This window comes from Streptomyces sp. G7(2002), from assembly GCF_028870195.1.
In the GTDB taxonomy this organism is placed as follows: Bacteria; Actinomycetota; Actinomycetes; order Streptomycetales; family Streptomycetaceae; genus Streptomyces; species Streptomyces nigrescens.
In genome coordinates this window covers 5,199,415-5,215,128 of sequence record NZ_CP102609.1, presented here as the reverse complement: position 1 = coordinate 5,215,128, position 15,714 = coordinate 5,199,415, and the positions used below count along the sequence as shown (strand labels likewise).

The window sequence follows — 15,714 nt, the reverse complement described above, 5'->3', positions numbered from 1 at the left end:
GGTGGGCGTGTGACCTGACCGCCGGACGGCAAGATCAAGGGCCCGGCATCGCGTTGCCGGGCCCCGTGCGCATGAAGGCAGTTGTGAAGAGGTGCGTCAGGCGAGCGCCAGCCAGGCCGCGCCCGCGATGACCAGGATGGCGACGATGACGCCGACGATGACGCCCACGCGGGGGCCGGCCGACTGCTGCGGGGCCGGGGCGCGGCGGCCGCCGGTCTGCGGGGTGCCGCCCTCGTCCACGAAGGCGCGGAACATCTGCGTGCTGCCCGCCGGGTCGTAGTTGCCGCCGGCCTGGTTCTGCGGGTTGGTCGCCATGGGGAAGGACCCTAGCGAACCGGGGGCCGAGCGGCACCCTTGGGGCGTGTGCGCAGCAGCCGCGGGGGCGCCTACGGAGCGGGTACGGGCCGCGTACGGGGTGTGGGCGAGGGGGCGGGCGGCTCGTGTGAGGGTGTCCTGCTACCGGCCGGTATCGGCCAGCGGCCGCCATCCCGCCTCCGACCTGCGGGTTTACGGGTCGCGTCGGCTCCATTGACCAATCGCCGGGCCAGACTTTTGGCTCCCTTTACTTCAAGGCTGGACGAATCGTTTGCCTTCAGCAACCAACATTGCTTATGGTTGCCCCAAGCAACAAAAGATGCGAAGAGTGCGAACGATCGCTTGGAGGAGCCGGTGGCCGCTCACAGTCAGTTCGAGGAGCTGGCCAGGCAACTCAGTGCCATCGGTGCCGTCAAGCGGGAGATGGGGCGGATGCTGCCCCAGGACTGCCCGCCCGCGTCGGCCGGTGTGCTCACCCTTCTCGACCGGCACGGTGAGATGCGGATGAGCCAGCTCGCCGAGCTGCTCGCGATCGACATGTCGGTGACCAGCCGGCATGTCGCCCATGTCGCCGAGCGCGGCTGGATCGAGCGGAAGCCCGATCCGGCGGACAAGCGGTCGCGGCTGCTGCGGCTGACCCCGAGCGGCACCGCGCTCCTGGAGGAGCTCGCCGAGCGTTACACGGCGGCGCTCGCCCGGTACTTGGACGACTGGTCCGACGCCGACGTCGGGAACCTCGTCGAGCTCCTCGCCAGGCTCCGCACGAGCTTCGGCGACTGCCGCACCCGGGCGCATCACGACTCCCTCACCCGTACACCCGCAGGATGAAAAGGAACTACATGGCTACGACCACACCAGCCGGTGTGCGGGGCGGCCACGCCAAACACGGAGGCGGACAGCACGCCTCCGACGGGGCCCCGATGACGCACCGACAGATCATGGAGGCGTTGTCCGGGCTGCTGCTCGGCATGTTCGTCGCCATTCTGTCGTCGACGATCGTTTCCAACGCGCTGCCCGAGATCATTCATGACCTCGACGGCGGCCAGAGCGCCTACACCTGGGTCGTCACCGCTTCGCTGCTCGCGATGACCGCGACCACCCCGCTGTGGGGCAAGCTCTCCGATCTGTTCAGCAAGAAGCTGCTGGTGCAGTTCGCGCTGGTCATCTATGTCGCGGGCTCGGTCGTCGCCGGTCTCTCGCAGAACACCGGGATGCTGATCGCCTGCCGCGTGGTGCAGGGCATAGGCGTGGGCGGTCTGTCCGCCCTGGCCCAGATCGTCATGGCCGCCATGATCTCGCCGCGGGAGCGCGGGCGTTACAGCGGCTACCTCGGTGCCACCTTCGCCGTCGCCACCGTCGGCGGCCCGCTGCTCGGCGGCGTCATCACCGACACCGACTGGCTCGGCTGGCGCTGGTGCTTCTACGTCGGCGTCCCGTTCGCCGTCATCGCGCTGATCGTGCTGCAGAAGACCCTGAAGCTCCCCGTCGTCAAGCGCGAGGGCGTCAAGGTCGACTGGGCGGGCGCGTTCTTCATCAGCGCGGCGGTCTCGCTGCTGCTGGTGTGGGTGACGCTGGCCGGTGACAAGTACGACTGGATGTCGTGGCAGACCGCCGCGATGGTCGGCGGCGCGGTCGTGCTCGGCGCGATCTTCGTCTTCGTCGAGACCAAGGCCAAGGAGCCGATCATCCCGTTGCGGCTGTTCCGCAACAAGACGATCACCCTGGCGTCGCTGGCCTCGCTGTTCGTCGGTATCGCGATGTTCGCCGGCACCGTCTTCTTCAGCCAGTACTTCCAGCTGGCGCGCGGCGAGTCGCCGACGATGTCCGGCGTCCTGACGATTCCGATGATCGGTGGCCTGTTCATCTCGTCCACCGTCTCGGGCCAGGTCATCACCAAGACCGGCAAGTGGAAGGCGTGGCTGGTCAGTGGCGGTGTGCTGGTGACCGCGGGCCTCGGCCTGCTGGGCACCATCCGCTACGACACCGAGTACTGGCACATCGCGATCTACATGGCCCTGATGGGTCTCGGCATCGGCATGATGATGCAGAACCTGGTGCTCGCCACGCAGAACCAGGTGGCCCCCGAGGACCTCGGCTCCGCTTCGTCCGTCGTGACCTTCTTCCGCTCCCTCGGTGGTGCGGTGGGCGTCTCGGCCCTCGGCGCGGTGCTCGCCAACCGTGTCGACCACTACGTCAAGGACGGTCTGGCCGACCTCGGCCCCAAGGCCGCCAAGGCCGCCGCGCACGCCGGCAACAGCGGCGGCGGCATCCCCGACCTGGACTCCCTCCCGGCGCCGCTGCGCACCGTCATGGAGAGCGCCTACGGCCACGGTGTCGGCGATGTGTTCCTCTACGCGGCGCCCTGCGCGCTGCTCGCCTTCCTCTTCACCCTGTTCATCAAGGAGGTCGCGTTGAAGACGCGTGGCGGACTGGCCCAGAGCTCGCAGGACGCAGCGGTCGCGGCGACCCCGTCCGCCACCCCGTCCGCCACCCTGTCGGAGGCCTCGTCGGAGGCCGTCGTCCCGGCGCAGGCCGAGGAGCGGGAGCCCGCCCTGGTGGGCGCCGCGCCGGTCGCCCCGGACGACGAGGCGCACACCCCCTCCTGGGCGCGGCCGGCCGTGGCCACGGCCACCCAGCCGCTGGCGGCGTACGCCTCGGCCGGCGGCGGGGACAACACCCCGGCCGGTTCCGCGGTCCACGGCTTCGTCCGCAACGCGGAGGGCCACCCCGTACCGCGCTCCGCGGTGACGCTGATCTCGCTCAGCGGGCGGCAGTTGGGCCGCGCGGTCGCCCAGGCCAACGGCTCGTACGTGCTCAGCGCCCCCGGCGCCGGTTCGTATGTGCTGATCGCCGCGGCCGACGGCCACCAGCCGCAGGCCTCCACGGTCGTCATCGGCGACCAGCCGCACGCCTACGACATCCTGCTCAGCGGCACCAGCGGCCTCGGCGGCCAGGTCCGCAGCGCGGCCACCGGCGCACCGGTCGACGGGGCGATGGTCGTCGTCACCGACGTCCGCGGCGAGGTGCTGGCCACCGGAAAGACCGGCGCCGAGGGCCACTTCGCCTTCGACGAGCTGGCGCCCGGTACCTTCACCGTCGCGGTGAACGCCCCGGACCACCGCCCGGCCGCACTGCCGGTCGAGATCGGCGGCCAGGGCACCACCCGGATCGAGATCGAGCTGCTGTCCGGCGCGCGGGTGCAGGGCGTCGTGCGGGCCGGTGCGCACCGCCGGCCGCTGCCCGACGCACGGGTCACGCTGGTGGACGCGGCGGGCAATGTCGTCGCCACCTCGACGACCGGGGAGGACGGCGCCTACGCCTTCACCGACCTGGACGCCGGCGACTACACCGTCATCGCGAGCGGCTACCCGCCCGTCGCCACCGGCCTCGCGGTCGATGCACGCGGGGTCGACGGCTACGACGTCGAGCTCGCACACCCCGGCGACTGAATCTCCCCGGCGACTGAATCCCCCCGGGGGACTGAATCCCCCGGGCCCGGGGATCTCACCCGGGAGCAATACCCCGGTCCGGGGCGCGCTTTGAGCGGACGCGCCCCGGACCGGACCCAAGGGCTCCGGCGGCGGCGCTGCGCACAGGCAGGGGACGGCCTGCACGCCGCCGTCCGGAGCCCGAACACTTCCCCACGCTCCCGGCTCCCCTCCGCACTCGGCTCGGTCCGAGCAGGCGGGGAGCCCATGAGCGGGGGACACACCAGGCAACAAACGGGAGAGGCAATGACTTCGACGGGCGCGGCAGCCGCGGGACTGCGGGCGCAGGTCCGCACACGGGACGGCTGGGCGGTCCAGCACGCCGTACTGACCGTCACCGACATGACCGGCGCGCAGGTACTGCGGGCCTCGGCGGACGACGAAGGCACCATCCGCAGCGCGGAGCCGCTGCCGGCCGGCCCGTACACGGTGATCGTGACGGCCGTCGGCTACGCACCGGTCGCCTCCAGCGCGATCGTGACGGCCAGCGGCCGGATGGACGTGGGCAGTGTCGTGCTGGCACGGCAGGGCGGGGCCGAACTGCCGCCGCCCGGTGCCTGGACCATCGACCCGATGCACTCGACGGTCGCCGCGGTCGCCCAGCACCTGGGGATCTCCAGCGTGCACGGCCGGTTCACCGAGTTCAGCGGCCGGATCGAGATCGCCGAGGACCTGTCCGCCTCGCGGGTCGAGGCGGACATCAAGGCCGCGTCCATCGACACCGGCAACGGGATGCGCGACGGCCATCTGCGCTCCGAGGACTTCCTGAACGTCGAGGAGTACCCGGAGATCACCTACCGCAGCTCGGGCCTGGCACCGGCCGGCCCGGACCGCTGGACGGTGCACGGTGAGCTGTCGCTGCACGGCGTCGTACGGCCGGTGGACCTCGATCTGAGCTACCTCGGCACCGGCCCCGACCCGTGGGGCGGGGTGCGCGCCGCGTTCCGGGCCACCGCGGAACTGCGCCGCGAGGACTTCAAGATGAACTACAACCAGGTCGTGGCGGCCGGTATCGCGGCCATCGGGACCACCTTGAAGGTCGAGCTGGACATCCAGGCGGTGCAGGGGGAGAGCCTGCCGGTGGGGTGAGGCCCTCCGGTCTTCCCTCCCCGGGGCCACGCCGGTCGGTTCCCCGGGCCCCCGCAGGTCGGTCCCCGGCCGGCCGCGTCAGCCCCCCGGCCGGCCGCGCATCGCCTCGATGCCCGCGATCTGCAGATCGAGGGCGAAGGCGAAGTCGCGGTCGCGCATCTCCCGTACGGTGGTGCCGCCGCGGGCCTCCATGACCTTGGTGGTGTTCTCCAGCGTCTCCGCGAACTCCGGACGGCTCTCGACCGCGGTCATCACCTGGTGGAAGTACTCGTCGACGGGCAGCCCCGCCTCCGCGCAACGGTCGTTGAACAGGCCCTCGATGGTGGCGAAGCCGTAGACGAACTGGAAGACGGCGGACAGCCCGCCGGTGATCTGCTGCAGCGACAGCCCGCTCTCCTTCATCACCCGCATGCTGGCGTTGGAGAAGGCGATCGAGTGCGGGCCGATGTTGATGTACGTGCCCAGCAACCGGGCCACCCAGGCGTGTCCGGTCAGCAGGGTGCGGTACTCGTCGGCCAGGGAGCGCAGATGGTCCCGCCAGTCCCGCTCGGTGTCGGCCTCGTCCGGCAGCCGCATCTCGCCCATGACGCTGTCCAGGGCGAGTTCCAGCAGGTCGTCCTTGGTGTCGACGTACCAGTAGACGGACATCGCGGTGACGCCGAGCTCGGCCGCGAGCCTGCGCATCGAGAACTTCGCCAGGCCCTCGGCGTCCAGCAGCCGGACCGTCGCCGCGACGATCTTGTCGAGGCCGAGTCCGGCCGGCTGGTCCGCCTTCCGTTTGGGCGGGGGGCGTTCGGTCAGCCAGACGCTGTTCGGCCGCTTCCCGGTGCGGCCGTCCGTCGCTGCCATGGCGCCCCTCCTTGCCCTGAGCGTCTTCGACGTCCTGGGTGTCGTCGTCGGTGTCGTCTTCGGTGTCCTCGCCGGTGCACGGCACGTACGGGTTCTCATACGTGCCGTGTGTACGTGCCGTTCACGATCACGTACCCGCCGATGATGCTATTCCGCCGAGGCGGCCGCCGGTTCCGCGGCGGAGGGCGTGGCAGGCGCCTCGGTGTCCTGGCCGGTGCGCTCCGCCCGGCGCAGCAGTACGGCGGCGACCAGCCCGCCCAGGAACACCGCGGCCGCGCCGACGAGCTGGCTGGTGCCGATTCCGGCGGCGAAGGCGTCATGGACGGCCGTGCGTTCGGCGTCCGTACGGGTCCTGGCGAGCGCCGCGGGCAGTGAGCCGGCGCCCGCGGCGGCCAGCGGAAGCAGCGCGACGAAGCGGGAGTTGAGGACCGCGCCGAGGACGGCGACGCCGAGCCCCTGGCCGAACTCCATCAGGGTGCCGTTGACGCCCGCCCCCACTCCGGCCTTGGCCGGCGGGATCGCGGACATGATGGCGTTGGCCATCGTCGGCATGGCGAGCGCGACACCGACACCCATCACGATCAGGCCGGTCAGCATGCCGCCATAGCTGTCCCCGCCGAGCAGGGAGATCGCGGCGAGGCCCGCCGCGAGCAGCGACATCCCCGAGACGATCATTCCGGGGGTACCGAGCCGGGGCAGCAGACGCGCGCTCAGACCGGTGAAGTTGAGCAGGATGACGGTGACGGCGAGCGGCGCCATCCGCAGTCCGGCGTCCAACGGGCCGTAACCGAGGACCAGTTGCAGATGCTGGGTGAGCAGGAACATCGAGCCGCCCATCCCGAAGGCGACGAGGATGCCGCCGGAGACGGCCCCGATGAAGCGGCGGTTGCGGAAGAAGTGCATGTCCAGCATCGGATACGGGACGCGCAGCTCCCACAGCGCGAAGACGGCGAGGCCGACGAGGCCGATGGCGGCGGAGACCAGCACCCGGCCGGAGAGCCAGCCGGTGACCGGCCCGGAGATGATCGCGAAGACCACTCCGACCATGCCGATCATGGACAGCAGGGCACCCACGAGGTCCGGCCGCTCGCCCGCGCGGCTCTTGGACTCCGGGACGAGGGTGAGGACGGCGGTCAGCGCCACCACCGCGACGGGGAGGTTGACCAGGAACAGCGAACCCCACCAGAAGTGGTCGAGCAGCACCCCGCCGATCAGCGGTCCGGCGGCGAAGCCGAGGGAGTTGACCGAGCTCCAGATACCGATGGCCTTGGGGCGCTCGTCGTCGTCGAAGATCTGCATGACGACGGCGAGGGTGGTGGTCACCAGCAGCGCGCCGCCGACGCCCATCCCGGCGCGGGCGGCGATCAGCTGACCGGGCGACTGGGCGAGCGCCGCGCCGAGCGACGCGACACCGAAGAGCACCAGGCCGACGGCGAGCATTTTCTTGCGCCCGTAGCGGTCCGCGGAATTGCCGGCGGTGAGCAGCAGGCCCGACTGGACCAGCGAATACGCGTTGATCATCCACTGGACGTCGGCGGTGCTGGCACCCAGGTCCTCGGTGAGGGAGGGGATGGCGACGTTGAGGACGGTGTTGTCGAGGATGACCGTCAGCTGGGCGAGGCAGATGACGGCGAGGATCAGCCAGCGGGCGGCGGTCCGGCCCGGCGGCTGGAGTGTGGTGGTGGCGTCGGAGGCCACAGGGGACATACGGGCTCCCTGGACGGTGTGAGCGGATGACATACACCGTACAGGGAGCGTTATACGCCGTACATTTTGTTTTCGGCTGACTGGTGGGGCGGGGGTCGGCGGGGGCGGTTTCGGCTGGGCGGGCGGGGGTGTGCGTGGCGGTCGGGGGCGCGGCTTCGGCTGCGCCGTCCGGGGCGCGTCTGGCGGTCCTGGGCGTACCTGGTGGGGCGGGCCTGCCGGGCGCGCCCCACCCGATCGCGCCTCCCCGGTCAGGCCTCCTCGATCACGCATCCCCGATCACGCCTCCCCGATCACACCCTCCGGGTCAGGTCGTAGAACGTGGCGCTGCCGACGGTGACCTTCTGGAAGGTCTTCGCCACCCAGGACGTGATCTTCGACGAGCCGCCCCGGCCGCCACCGGGGCCGCCCTGGCCGCCCGCGAGGAAGTAGTGGATCTTCCCGTCCGCGACGTACTCCTTGAACCGGGCGAGGGTCGGCGACGGATCGCTCCCGTTGAAGCCACCGATCGCCATCACCGGCTTCCCGGTGGCGAGTTGGTAGCTCGCCGCGTTCTGGGAGCCGATCGCCGCGGCGGCCCAGGTGTAGTCGTCCGCGTCCTTTTCCAGCAGCGCCTTGGCCCGGTCGCTCACCTTGCTGCCGTTGAGCAGCCCGCCCATACCGCGCATCCGGCCGGCACCGCCCTCGCCGAAGCCGCCCCGACCGCCGGGGACGCCCGGCCGGGTGCCCGGCGAGGGGAACTGCCCCTGCTTCCCGGCCTGCCCATTGCCCTGATTGCCGCCCGGAGCCCGGCCCTGGCCGCCCTTGCCGCCTTGGCCGCCCTGGCCGGGGGGAAGGGCCTGGCCCGGGGCCCCGCCCTGACCTGCGCCGGGTGCGCCGCCCATGCGGCCGGGCATCCGGCCGCCCGGGAAGCCGCCGGGGCCGCCCATGCCGCCCCGTACCGAGGGACCGGCCGTGATGATTGAGCCGCCCTTGGCCGTGTTGACCGTATTGAGCGTGTACGCGACCGGACCGGCCAGCGCCGTCACCACCGCGAGCCCGGCCGCGAGCACCACGACCCGCCTGCTCGCCCGTAGCGCCGCTCCGCCCGCTGCCGGCGCCCGGCCGGGTGCCGGCGCTCCGTCCTCTCCGTCCCCTCCAGGCGCTCCAGGCGCTCCAGGCGCTGCAGGCGTTCCCTCCGCCGTCTCCGCTTCCTTACGGGCCTTACGAGCCGCCCCTCCTGCCCACACCGGCAGCAGCAGGCCCAGCGCCGCCAGGAGACCGAGCGCCGCCACCGTCCAGCGCAGCCACGGCAGCCAGTCCGGCGACCGGTTCAGCAGCACGAACGACCATCCGGCGGTCACCGCCACCGTCCCGGCCAGGACGAGCGCGGCGGGCCGCCCGCCGCGCCGCCACAGCAGCGCCGCCCCCATCCCGACCAGCGCCGCGATGTACGGGGCCAGCGCGATGTTGTAGTACTGATGGAAGATCCCGGACATGAAGCTGAAGGTCGTGAAGGTCATCAGCAGCGCGCCGCCCCAGACCAGGAACTCCGCCCGCTGACCGGCCTGTTCGGCGGCGACCGCCCGACGCGCCCGCCACAGCACCGTCACCGCCGCGACCAGCAGGATCAGCGCCGCGGGCAGCAGCCACGAGATCTGGCCGCCCATGTCGGACGAGAACAGCCGGGTGATCCCGGTCTCCCCCCAGCCGCCACCGCCGCCACCGGGACGGCCACCGCCCCCGCCGACGCTGCCGGTCTCGTTGCCGCTGATCCGCCCGAAGCCGTTGTAGCCGAAGGTCAGCTCCAGAAAGCTGTTGGTCTGCGAGCCGCCGATGTACGGGCGCGAGGCCGCCGGCCACAGCTCGACGATCGCCACCCACCAGCCGCCGGACACCACGAGTGCCAGCCCGGCGAGCAGCAGCTGGCCGAACCGGCGGCGCACCGCCACCGGCGCGCAGCAGGCATAGACCACGGCGAGCGGCGGCAGGATCAGCCACGCCTGCAGCGTCTTGGTGAGAAACCCGAGCCCGAAGCAGACCCCGGCCAGCACCAGCCACTTCGTCCGGCCCTCCTCCAGGGCCCGCAGGACACAGGCGACCGCACCCACCATCAGCAGGCACAGCAGCGCATCGGGGTTGTTGAACCGGAACATCAGCGCCGCGACCGGCGTCACCGCCAGCGCCGCGCCCGCCAGCAGCCCGGCGCCCGCACCGAACCGTCGCCGTACGGCTCCGTGGAGCAGCCCGACCGTCGCCACCCCCATCAGCGCCTCTGGCACCAGGATCGCCCAGGAGCTGAGCCCGAAGAGCCGTACGGACAGCGCCATCGGCCACAGCGCGGCCGGCGGCTTGTCGACGGTGATGGAGTTCGCCGCGTCGGACGAACCGAAGAAGAAGGCCTTCCAGCTCTCACTGCCGGCCTGTACGGCGGCCGAGTAGAACTGGTTGGCATACCCGGAGGCGGACAGGCTCCAGAGGTAGAGCACCGCCGTGACCAGCAACAACGCCAGCAATGCTGGCCGCGCCCAGCGTGCTGTCGGCGCCGGTGCCACGGGCGCCGGAGTCGCGGGCGTCGGTGTCGCGGGCGTCGGAGTCGCGGGCGCCGGAGTCGCGGGCGTCGGAGTCGCGGGCGCCGGAGTCGCGGTGCCCGACGCCGGCGGACCCTCCGGTGAGGCGGACGGCAACTGGGCCGGCGTGCCGGGCCGGTGCTGCGGGGTCATCGAGTGCTCCTGGTCAGATCGTTCCGGTCGTGCGAGGGGTGCGGCGGGGTGGCGAGGTCGTCCCGGCTCGCGCGGTCCGGGAAGACCCAGGCGCGGAAGAGCAGAAACCGCAGCACCGTCGCCGCGAGGTTGGCGGACACCAGCACCGCGAGTTCGGTGCCGTGCGAGGGCGTACCGCTGGCGGCGTCGAGCGCCGCGAGCGAGCCGCTGGTCAGCACCAGTCCGATGGCGAAGACCACCAGCCCCTGGGCCTGATGACGGACCGCCCGGTCCCGTCCCCGTACCCCGAAGGTCAGCCGCCGGTTGGCGGCCGTATTGGCGACCGCCGACAGCAACAGCGCCGCTGCATTGGCCAGTTGGGCGCCCGTTCCGAGGCGGAAGAGGGAGTAGAGGCCGAGATAGAGCAGCGTGCTCAGCCCGCCGACGGCACAGAAGCCGACCAGCTGACGGGCCAGTCCGCCGGGCACACCGGACAGCTCACGGTCCCGCGGATCGTCCCCGAACGGCCGGGCGAGCCGGTCCAGCGGCAGCGCGCCGGTCCCCAGCGCCCGCCCCACCCGCCAGACGCCCTTGAGGTCGTCGGTGGCCGTCCGCACGAGCTGCACGGTGCTGTGGGGGTCGTCGACCCAGTCCACCGGCACCTCATGGATCCGCAGCCCGGCCCGCTCCGCGAGCACCAGCAGCTCGGTGTCGAAGAACCATCCGGTGTCCTCGACCATCGGCAGCAGCCGCTCGGCGACCTCGCCGCGGATGGCCTTGAACCCGCACTGCGCATCGGAGAACCGTGCGGCCAGCGACCCCCGCAGGATGAGGTTGTACATCCGCGAGATGAACTCCCGCTTCGGCCCGCGCACCACCCGTGCGCCACGGCTGAGCCGGGAGCCGATCGCCAGATCCGAGTGCCCGGAGATCAGCGGCGCCACCAGCGGCAGCAGCGCGTTGAGGTCGGTGGACAGATCGACGTCCATATAGGCCAGCACCGGCGCTTCGGAGAGCGACCACACGGTGCGCAGCGCCCGCCCGCGCCCCTTCCGCTCCAGCCGTACCGCGGTGACCTCTTCGAGCGCGTCGTCGAGCCGGGCGGCGACCTCCGGCGTCCGGTCCGTGCTCGCGTTGTCGGCGATGGTGATCCGGAAGCCGTACGGGAAGGTGCGCGCGAGATGCTCGCGCAGCCGCCGCACACAGGGCTCCAGATCGCGCTCCTCGTTGTAGACCGGGATCACCACATCGAGGACGGTCGCGATCTGGCCGAGCCGCAGATGCTCACGCGGTGGCAGGGAGCCCAGCGGTGTGCCGGGCGGCTGTGTCGTCGTCATGCGACGACACTCGCCACCCCCGCTGTCACGGCGGTGTGCTGAGGCTGTGTCCGGGCTGTGAGGCTGCCTGTGAGCCTGTCTGTGAGCCTGTCTGTGAGTGCGGGGAGGGTGGGTTGACCTGGGGATTCTTGGGGGTGGGCGTGGGCCCGGCCGGGCCGGCGGGGGTGCGGCTGGGTCGGCGGGCGGGGCGGCTGGGCCGGCGGGCTGGCGGGCTGGCGGGCGCTGCGGCCTGGCCGGCGGGCGGTGGGTGCTAGTCGGCGGACGGTGCGGCCTGGTCGGCGGATGGTGCCTCCCGGCCGACGGACAGCGCCTCGCCGGCGACGGATGGTGCCTCCCCGCCGGCGGGCGGTGCCTCCCGGCCCGTGGCCGGAGACTTCCGGCCCGTGACCGGCGGCTTCCGGCCCGTGACCGGCGGCTTCCGCCCCGGGACCGGAGACTTCCGCCCCGCCACATCCCACACCGCCGAGGTGGCCGCCGCCGTCGAATTGGCCGCCGCCGTCGGCAGCGTCACCGTGAAGACCGTCCGCCCCGGCTCACTGCCGACCCGGACCGTGCCGCCGTGCGCGGCCACCACCGCCTGCACGATGGCGAGGCCGAGCCCCGTACTGCCCGCGGCACGCGAACGCGAGGCATCACCGCGGGCGAAGCGCTCGAAGACATGCGGGAGCAGAGCCGCCGGAATCCCCGGCCCGTCGTCCTCCACCTCCAGCTGGACGACCCCGCCGCAGCCGGCGGCAGCGTCTGCGGCGGCACGCACCCGGGCGGTCACCGTGGTCCCCTCCGGCGTATGCGTACGGGCATTGGCCAGCAGATTCACCAGGATCTGGTGCAGCCGTCCCGCATCGCCGTACACCACCGCCGGCTCCTCGGGCAGCTCCAGCCGCCAGCGGTGCCCGGCCCCGGCCACCCGCGCATCGCTCACCGCATCGATCACCAGCGGCGACAGATCGGTGCGCGCATACGCGAGCGGGCGCCCGGAGTCGAGCCGGGCGAGCAGCAGCAGGTCCTCCACCAGCCCCGTCATCCGCTCCGCCTCCGACTCGATCCGCCCCAGGGCGTGCCGGGTCTCCGGTCCCGGCTGCTCCCGCCCGCGGCGGGTCAGCTCGGCGTAGCCCCGGATCGACGCGAGCGGGGTACGCAGCTCATGGCTGGCATCGGCGACGAACTGCCGTACCCGCGTCTCGCTCTCCTGACGGGCCGCGAGCGCCGAACCGACATGCCCCAGCATCCGGTTCAGCGCCGCACCGACCTGCCCCACCTCCGTACGCCCGTCCGACTCGGACGCCGGGACGCGGACATGCAGCGCCACCTCGCCCTGGTGGAGCGGGAGTTCGGAGACCCGGGTGGCGGTCGCGGCGACGCGACGCAGCGGCCGTAGCGCGATCCCGACCATGGCGGAGCCCGCCATCCCGGCGGCGACCAGACCGGCGACCGTCACACACGCCTCGATGAGGATGAGCGTGCCGACCGTCTTCTGCACGGAGTCGAGCGGCAGACCGAGCACCAGGGAGCCGTTCTGCGCGGACTCCACCCGGTAGGACCCGAGTCCGGGCAGCTCGGCGGTGTGCGACCGGCCGTCCCGCGGCACCTTGTTCAGCGCCGCGAGCTGCGCGCGGGTCAGCTCCGCCAGCCGATCGGGCAGCGGGCCGCTCGGGTTGTCCAGCTTCGCCCCGGCCTCGACGGTTCCTCCGGTCCCGATCCGCGCCCCCACCGTGCCAAGGGGCTGACCACCCATCGCCACGAAGTCCAGGCCGCCCTGCACAGGGCTCGGTTCATGGGGCCGCGGGAGCTGGGCCCGTACCACGAACTCGTGCACCTTCCCGTCCAACTGCCGCTGCATATAGGAGTGCAGCGCAATGGCAGTCACCGTCCCGATGACGGCCCCGACGACGGCGATCAGCGCCACCGCGGACACCACGAGCCGGGTCCGGAGGGACCAGCGGCGGCGGGGGGTGGGAGTGGGGCCGGCGGGGGTGACGGCGGGAGTGGGGGTGGTCACGGGGGCTGGAGAGGTCACAGGGGGCGGGGAGGTCGCAGGGGCTGGGGAGGTCGTGGGGGCTGGAGAGGTCGTGGGGCCTGGGGAGGGTGCCGTGGACGGGGAGGGGGCCGTGGACGGGGGTGTGGGGTCGGCGTTCCGGGACCGGCCGTGCCCAGGCTGCGGGGACCTGCCCTGCTCCGGCGGCCCGGGCTGCTCGGGCTGCTTCGGCCGCTCGGGCCGCTCGGCCGACGCGGGGGAGTTCCCGCTCACGGCCCGTTACCCACCCGGCTTGATCAGATAGCCCGCGCCCCGGCGGGTGTGAATCATCGGCGCCCGGCCCACGTCGATCTTCCGCCGCAGATACGAGATATACAGCTCCACGACATTGGCCTGACCGCCGAAGTCGTAGCTCCAGACCCGGTCGAGGATCTGCGTCTTGCTCAGCACCCTCCGCGGATTGCGCATCAGATAGCGCAGCAGCTCGAACTCGGTGGCCGTCAGATGGATCTCCTGGCCGTCCCGCCACACCTCGTGGCTGTCCTCGTCGAGCACCAGATCGCCCACCGTCAGCCGCGATGCGCTCCGCGCGGCGGCCGCCCCGGCCCGGCGCAGCAGCCCCCGGAGCCTGGCCACCACCTCTTCCAGGCTGAACGGCTTGGTGACGTAGTCGTCGCCGCCCGCCGTCAGTCCGGCGATCCGGTCCTCGACCGCGTCCTTGGCGGTCAGGAACAGCACCGGCACATCCGGCAGTTCACGCCGCAGCCGGCCGAGCACCGTCAGCCCGTCCATGTCCGGCAGCATCACATCGAGCAGCACCGCATCCGGCCGCCAACTACGGGCACAGCGCAGCGCACCGGCGCCGTCCCCCTCCGCGCGGATGTCCCAGCCCTCGTAGCGCAGCGCGAGCGACAGCAGATCGGCGAGCGAGGATTCATCGTCCACGACCAGCACCCGCACGGGGCTGCCGTCGGCCCGCAACAGCTCCGGCTGCTTCCCTGGCGCGCCCCTGGAGGACGACGCCGGAGCCGGCATACGGAACGACACTGAGGACGAGGAAGTCACGGTCATGCCCGGAGCCTGACCCGCCCCCGTGAGAGCTCCCTTGCGCCTTTCTGTGAATCTCCTGAGAAAACCCCGTGTGCCACTCTCCCCCTCCCCGGGCCCCCACCCCACCCCTGCCCACCACACCAGCCAAAAGCCAACCACCCGCCGCCAGCCGCTAGCCGCCAGCGGCCAGCGGCCACCCGGCCCACCGCCTGCCGCCTGCCGCCTGCCGCCTGCCGCCAACAGCAGCATCCAGCGCCGCCCCTCCCCCTGAGGCGGCCCACCCCCGCGCCGGACTTCCCCCTGCCCCGCCCGACCGAGCCAGTCCCCCGTCCCCCGGTTCCCCCGTTCCCCGGCCGTGGACCGACCTGGGCCGCCCCCCGCGCGGTCCAGGTCGATCACCACTTCTTAAGCATCGCACCTGCCACTGACAATCGGCCTGACCTGCACGTTCGTTGATTCCCCCTGACCTCACGACAGCCCCCACGGACGCCCTCCGCGAGACCCTCCCCACCCCCTCCGGTGCGCCCGTCCCGCCCGCCCCGGACCACGTACTGTCGCTCCATGAGACTCCTCGCCCTCTCCGGCAGTCTGCGTGCGCGCTCCTCCAACGGTGCGGTGCTGCGCTCCGCTCTCACCTTCTGGGACGGCCCGGCCGCCACCGCCGACATCGGCGCGCTCCCGCACTTCAATCCCGACCTGGACGGCGAGGACGCCACACCCCCCGCCCCGGTCGCCGCCCTGCGCACCGCCGTTGCGAGCGCCGACGCCCTGCTCGTGGTCAGCCCCGAATACGCGCACGGTGTCCCCGGCGCCCTCAAGAACGCCCTCGATTGGCTGGTCAGCAGCGGCGAATGCGTCAGCAAACCGGTTGCGGTGATCACCGCCTCACCGTCCCCCACCGGCGGTGACCACGCCAACGCCCAACTGCGCGAGGTCCTGCGGATGATGACCGGCGAGGTCGTGACGGCGGCCTGCCGCGAAATCCCCGCCATCAGCCCGAAGATCGACCCCACTACGGAACGCGTGACGGACGAGGCCACCCTCGCCGAGCTGGGCGTGGCCCTGTCTCATCTGGCCGCGGCCGCAGCCCCACTCACACCCTGAAGTTCCCGCCCCGCACCCACTGAACAGGGCTCTCAACTCCGCCTTCGCTCACGGCAACTTGAACACGAGGCGGCCCGCCACAGCCCTCACCCCTCACCCCTCACGGCACCATGAAGGAGGCC

Annotated in this window: 11 protein-coding genes; 4 read left to right on the top strand and 7 right to left on the bottom strand. The window is 72.2% G+C overall.

Annotated elements, in window-relative coordinates; translation table 11 throughout:
* Positions 1-96: 96 nt before the first annotated feature.
* Positions 97-315 carry a hypothetical protein gene (locus NUT86_RS22035; protein WP_109891247.1) on the bottom strand — a complete coding sequence of 73 codons (219 nt, stop codon included), beginning with the start codon at positions 313-315 and terminating at the stop codon, positions 97-99.
* 354 nt (positions 316-669) lie between these two features.
* Between NUT86_RS22035 and NUT86_RS22030 the strand changes: the two genes are divergently transcribed.
* The 3 genes from NUT86_RS22030 (at position 670) to NUT86_RS22020 (ending at position 4,892) form a co-directional block, all read left to right on the top strand.
* The gene (locus NUT86_RS22030; RefSeq protein ID WP_266440981.1) at positions 670-1,143 is read left to right on the top strand and encodes a MarR family winged helix-turn-helix transcriptional regulator; all 474 of its coding nucleotides are present in this window, start codon (positions 670-672) and stop codon (positions 1,141-1,143) included.
* A gap of 11 nt (positions 1,144-1,154) precedes the next feature.
* On the top strand, positions 1,155-3,764 hold the full coding sequence (locus NUT86_RS22025; protein ID WP_266440984.1) for an MFS transporter: 2,610 nt from the start codon (positions 1,155-1,157) through the stop codon (positions 3,762-3,764).
* A 285-nt stretch (positions 3,765-4,049) separates the two neighbouring features.
* Positions 4,050-4,892 carry a YceI family protein gene (locus NUT86_RS22020; protein ID WP_159487230.1) on the top strand — a complete coding sequence of 281 codons (843 nt, stop codon included), beginning with the start codon at positions 4,050-4,052 and terminating at the stop codon, positions 4,890-4,892.
* 78 nt (positions 4,893-4,970) lie between these two features.
* On the opposite strand, the gene NUT86_RS22015 is transcribed toward NUT86_RS22020, so the two are convergent.
* The 6 genes from NUT86_RS22015 to NUT86_RS21990 form a co-directional block, all read right to left on the bottom strand.
* Positions 4,971-5,741 carry a TetR/AcrR family transcriptional regulator gene (locus tag NUT86_RS22015; RefSeq protein ID WP_159487232.1) on the bottom strand — a complete coding sequence of 257 codons (771 nt, stop codon included), beginning with the start codon at positions 5,739-5,741 and terminating at the stop codon, positions 4,971-4,973.
* A gap of 147 nt (positions 5,742-5,888) precedes the next feature.
* A complete protein-coding gene (locus NUT86_RS22010; protein WP_274737221.1) occupies positions 5,889-7,448 on the bottom strand; it encodes an MFS transporter in 1,560 nt (519 codons plus the stop codon).
* 290 nt (positions 7,449-7,738) lie between these two features.
* Positions 7,739-10,147 (bottom strand): glycosyltransferase family 39 protein, encoded by a 2,409-nt coding sequence (locus NUT86_RS22005; protein ID WP_274737219.1) that lies wholly within the window; start codon positions 10,145-10,147, stop codon positions 7,739-7,741.
* On the bottom strand, positions 10,144-11,463 hold the full coding sequence (locus NUT86_RS22000; RefSeq protein WP_159487236.1) for a bifunctional glycosyltransferase family 2/GtrA family protein: 1,320 nt from the start codon (positions 11,461-11,463) through the stop codon (positions 10,144-10,146). Before NUT86_RS22000 ends, NUT86_RS22005 begins: the two co-directional genes overlap by 4 nt.
* A gap of 250 nt (positions 11,464-11,713) precedes the next feature.
* On the bottom strand, positions 11,714-13,462 hold the full coding sequence (locus NUT86_RS21995; RefSeq protein WP_274737217.1) for a sensor histidine kinase: 1,749 nt from the start codon (positions 13,460-13,462) through the stop codon (positions 11,714-11,716).
* 255 nt (positions 13,463-13,717) lie between these two features.
* A complete protein-coding gene (locus NUT86_RS21990; protein ID WP_026169666.1) occupies positions 13,718-14,473 on the bottom strand; it encodes a response regulator transcription factor in 756 nt (251 codons plus the stop codon).
* Between the two features lie 576 nt (positions 14,474-15,049).
* Between NUT86_RS21990 and NUT86_RS21985 the strand changes: the two genes are divergently transcribed.
* Positions 15,050-15,592 carry an NADPH-dependent FMN reductase gene (locus NUT86_RS21985; RefSeq protein ID WP_274737216.1) on the top strand — a complete coding sequence of 181 codons (543 nt, stop codon included), beginning with the start codon at positions 15,050-15,052 and terminating at the stop codon, positions 15,590-15,592.
* Positions 15,593-15,714: the final 122 nt, after the last annotated feature.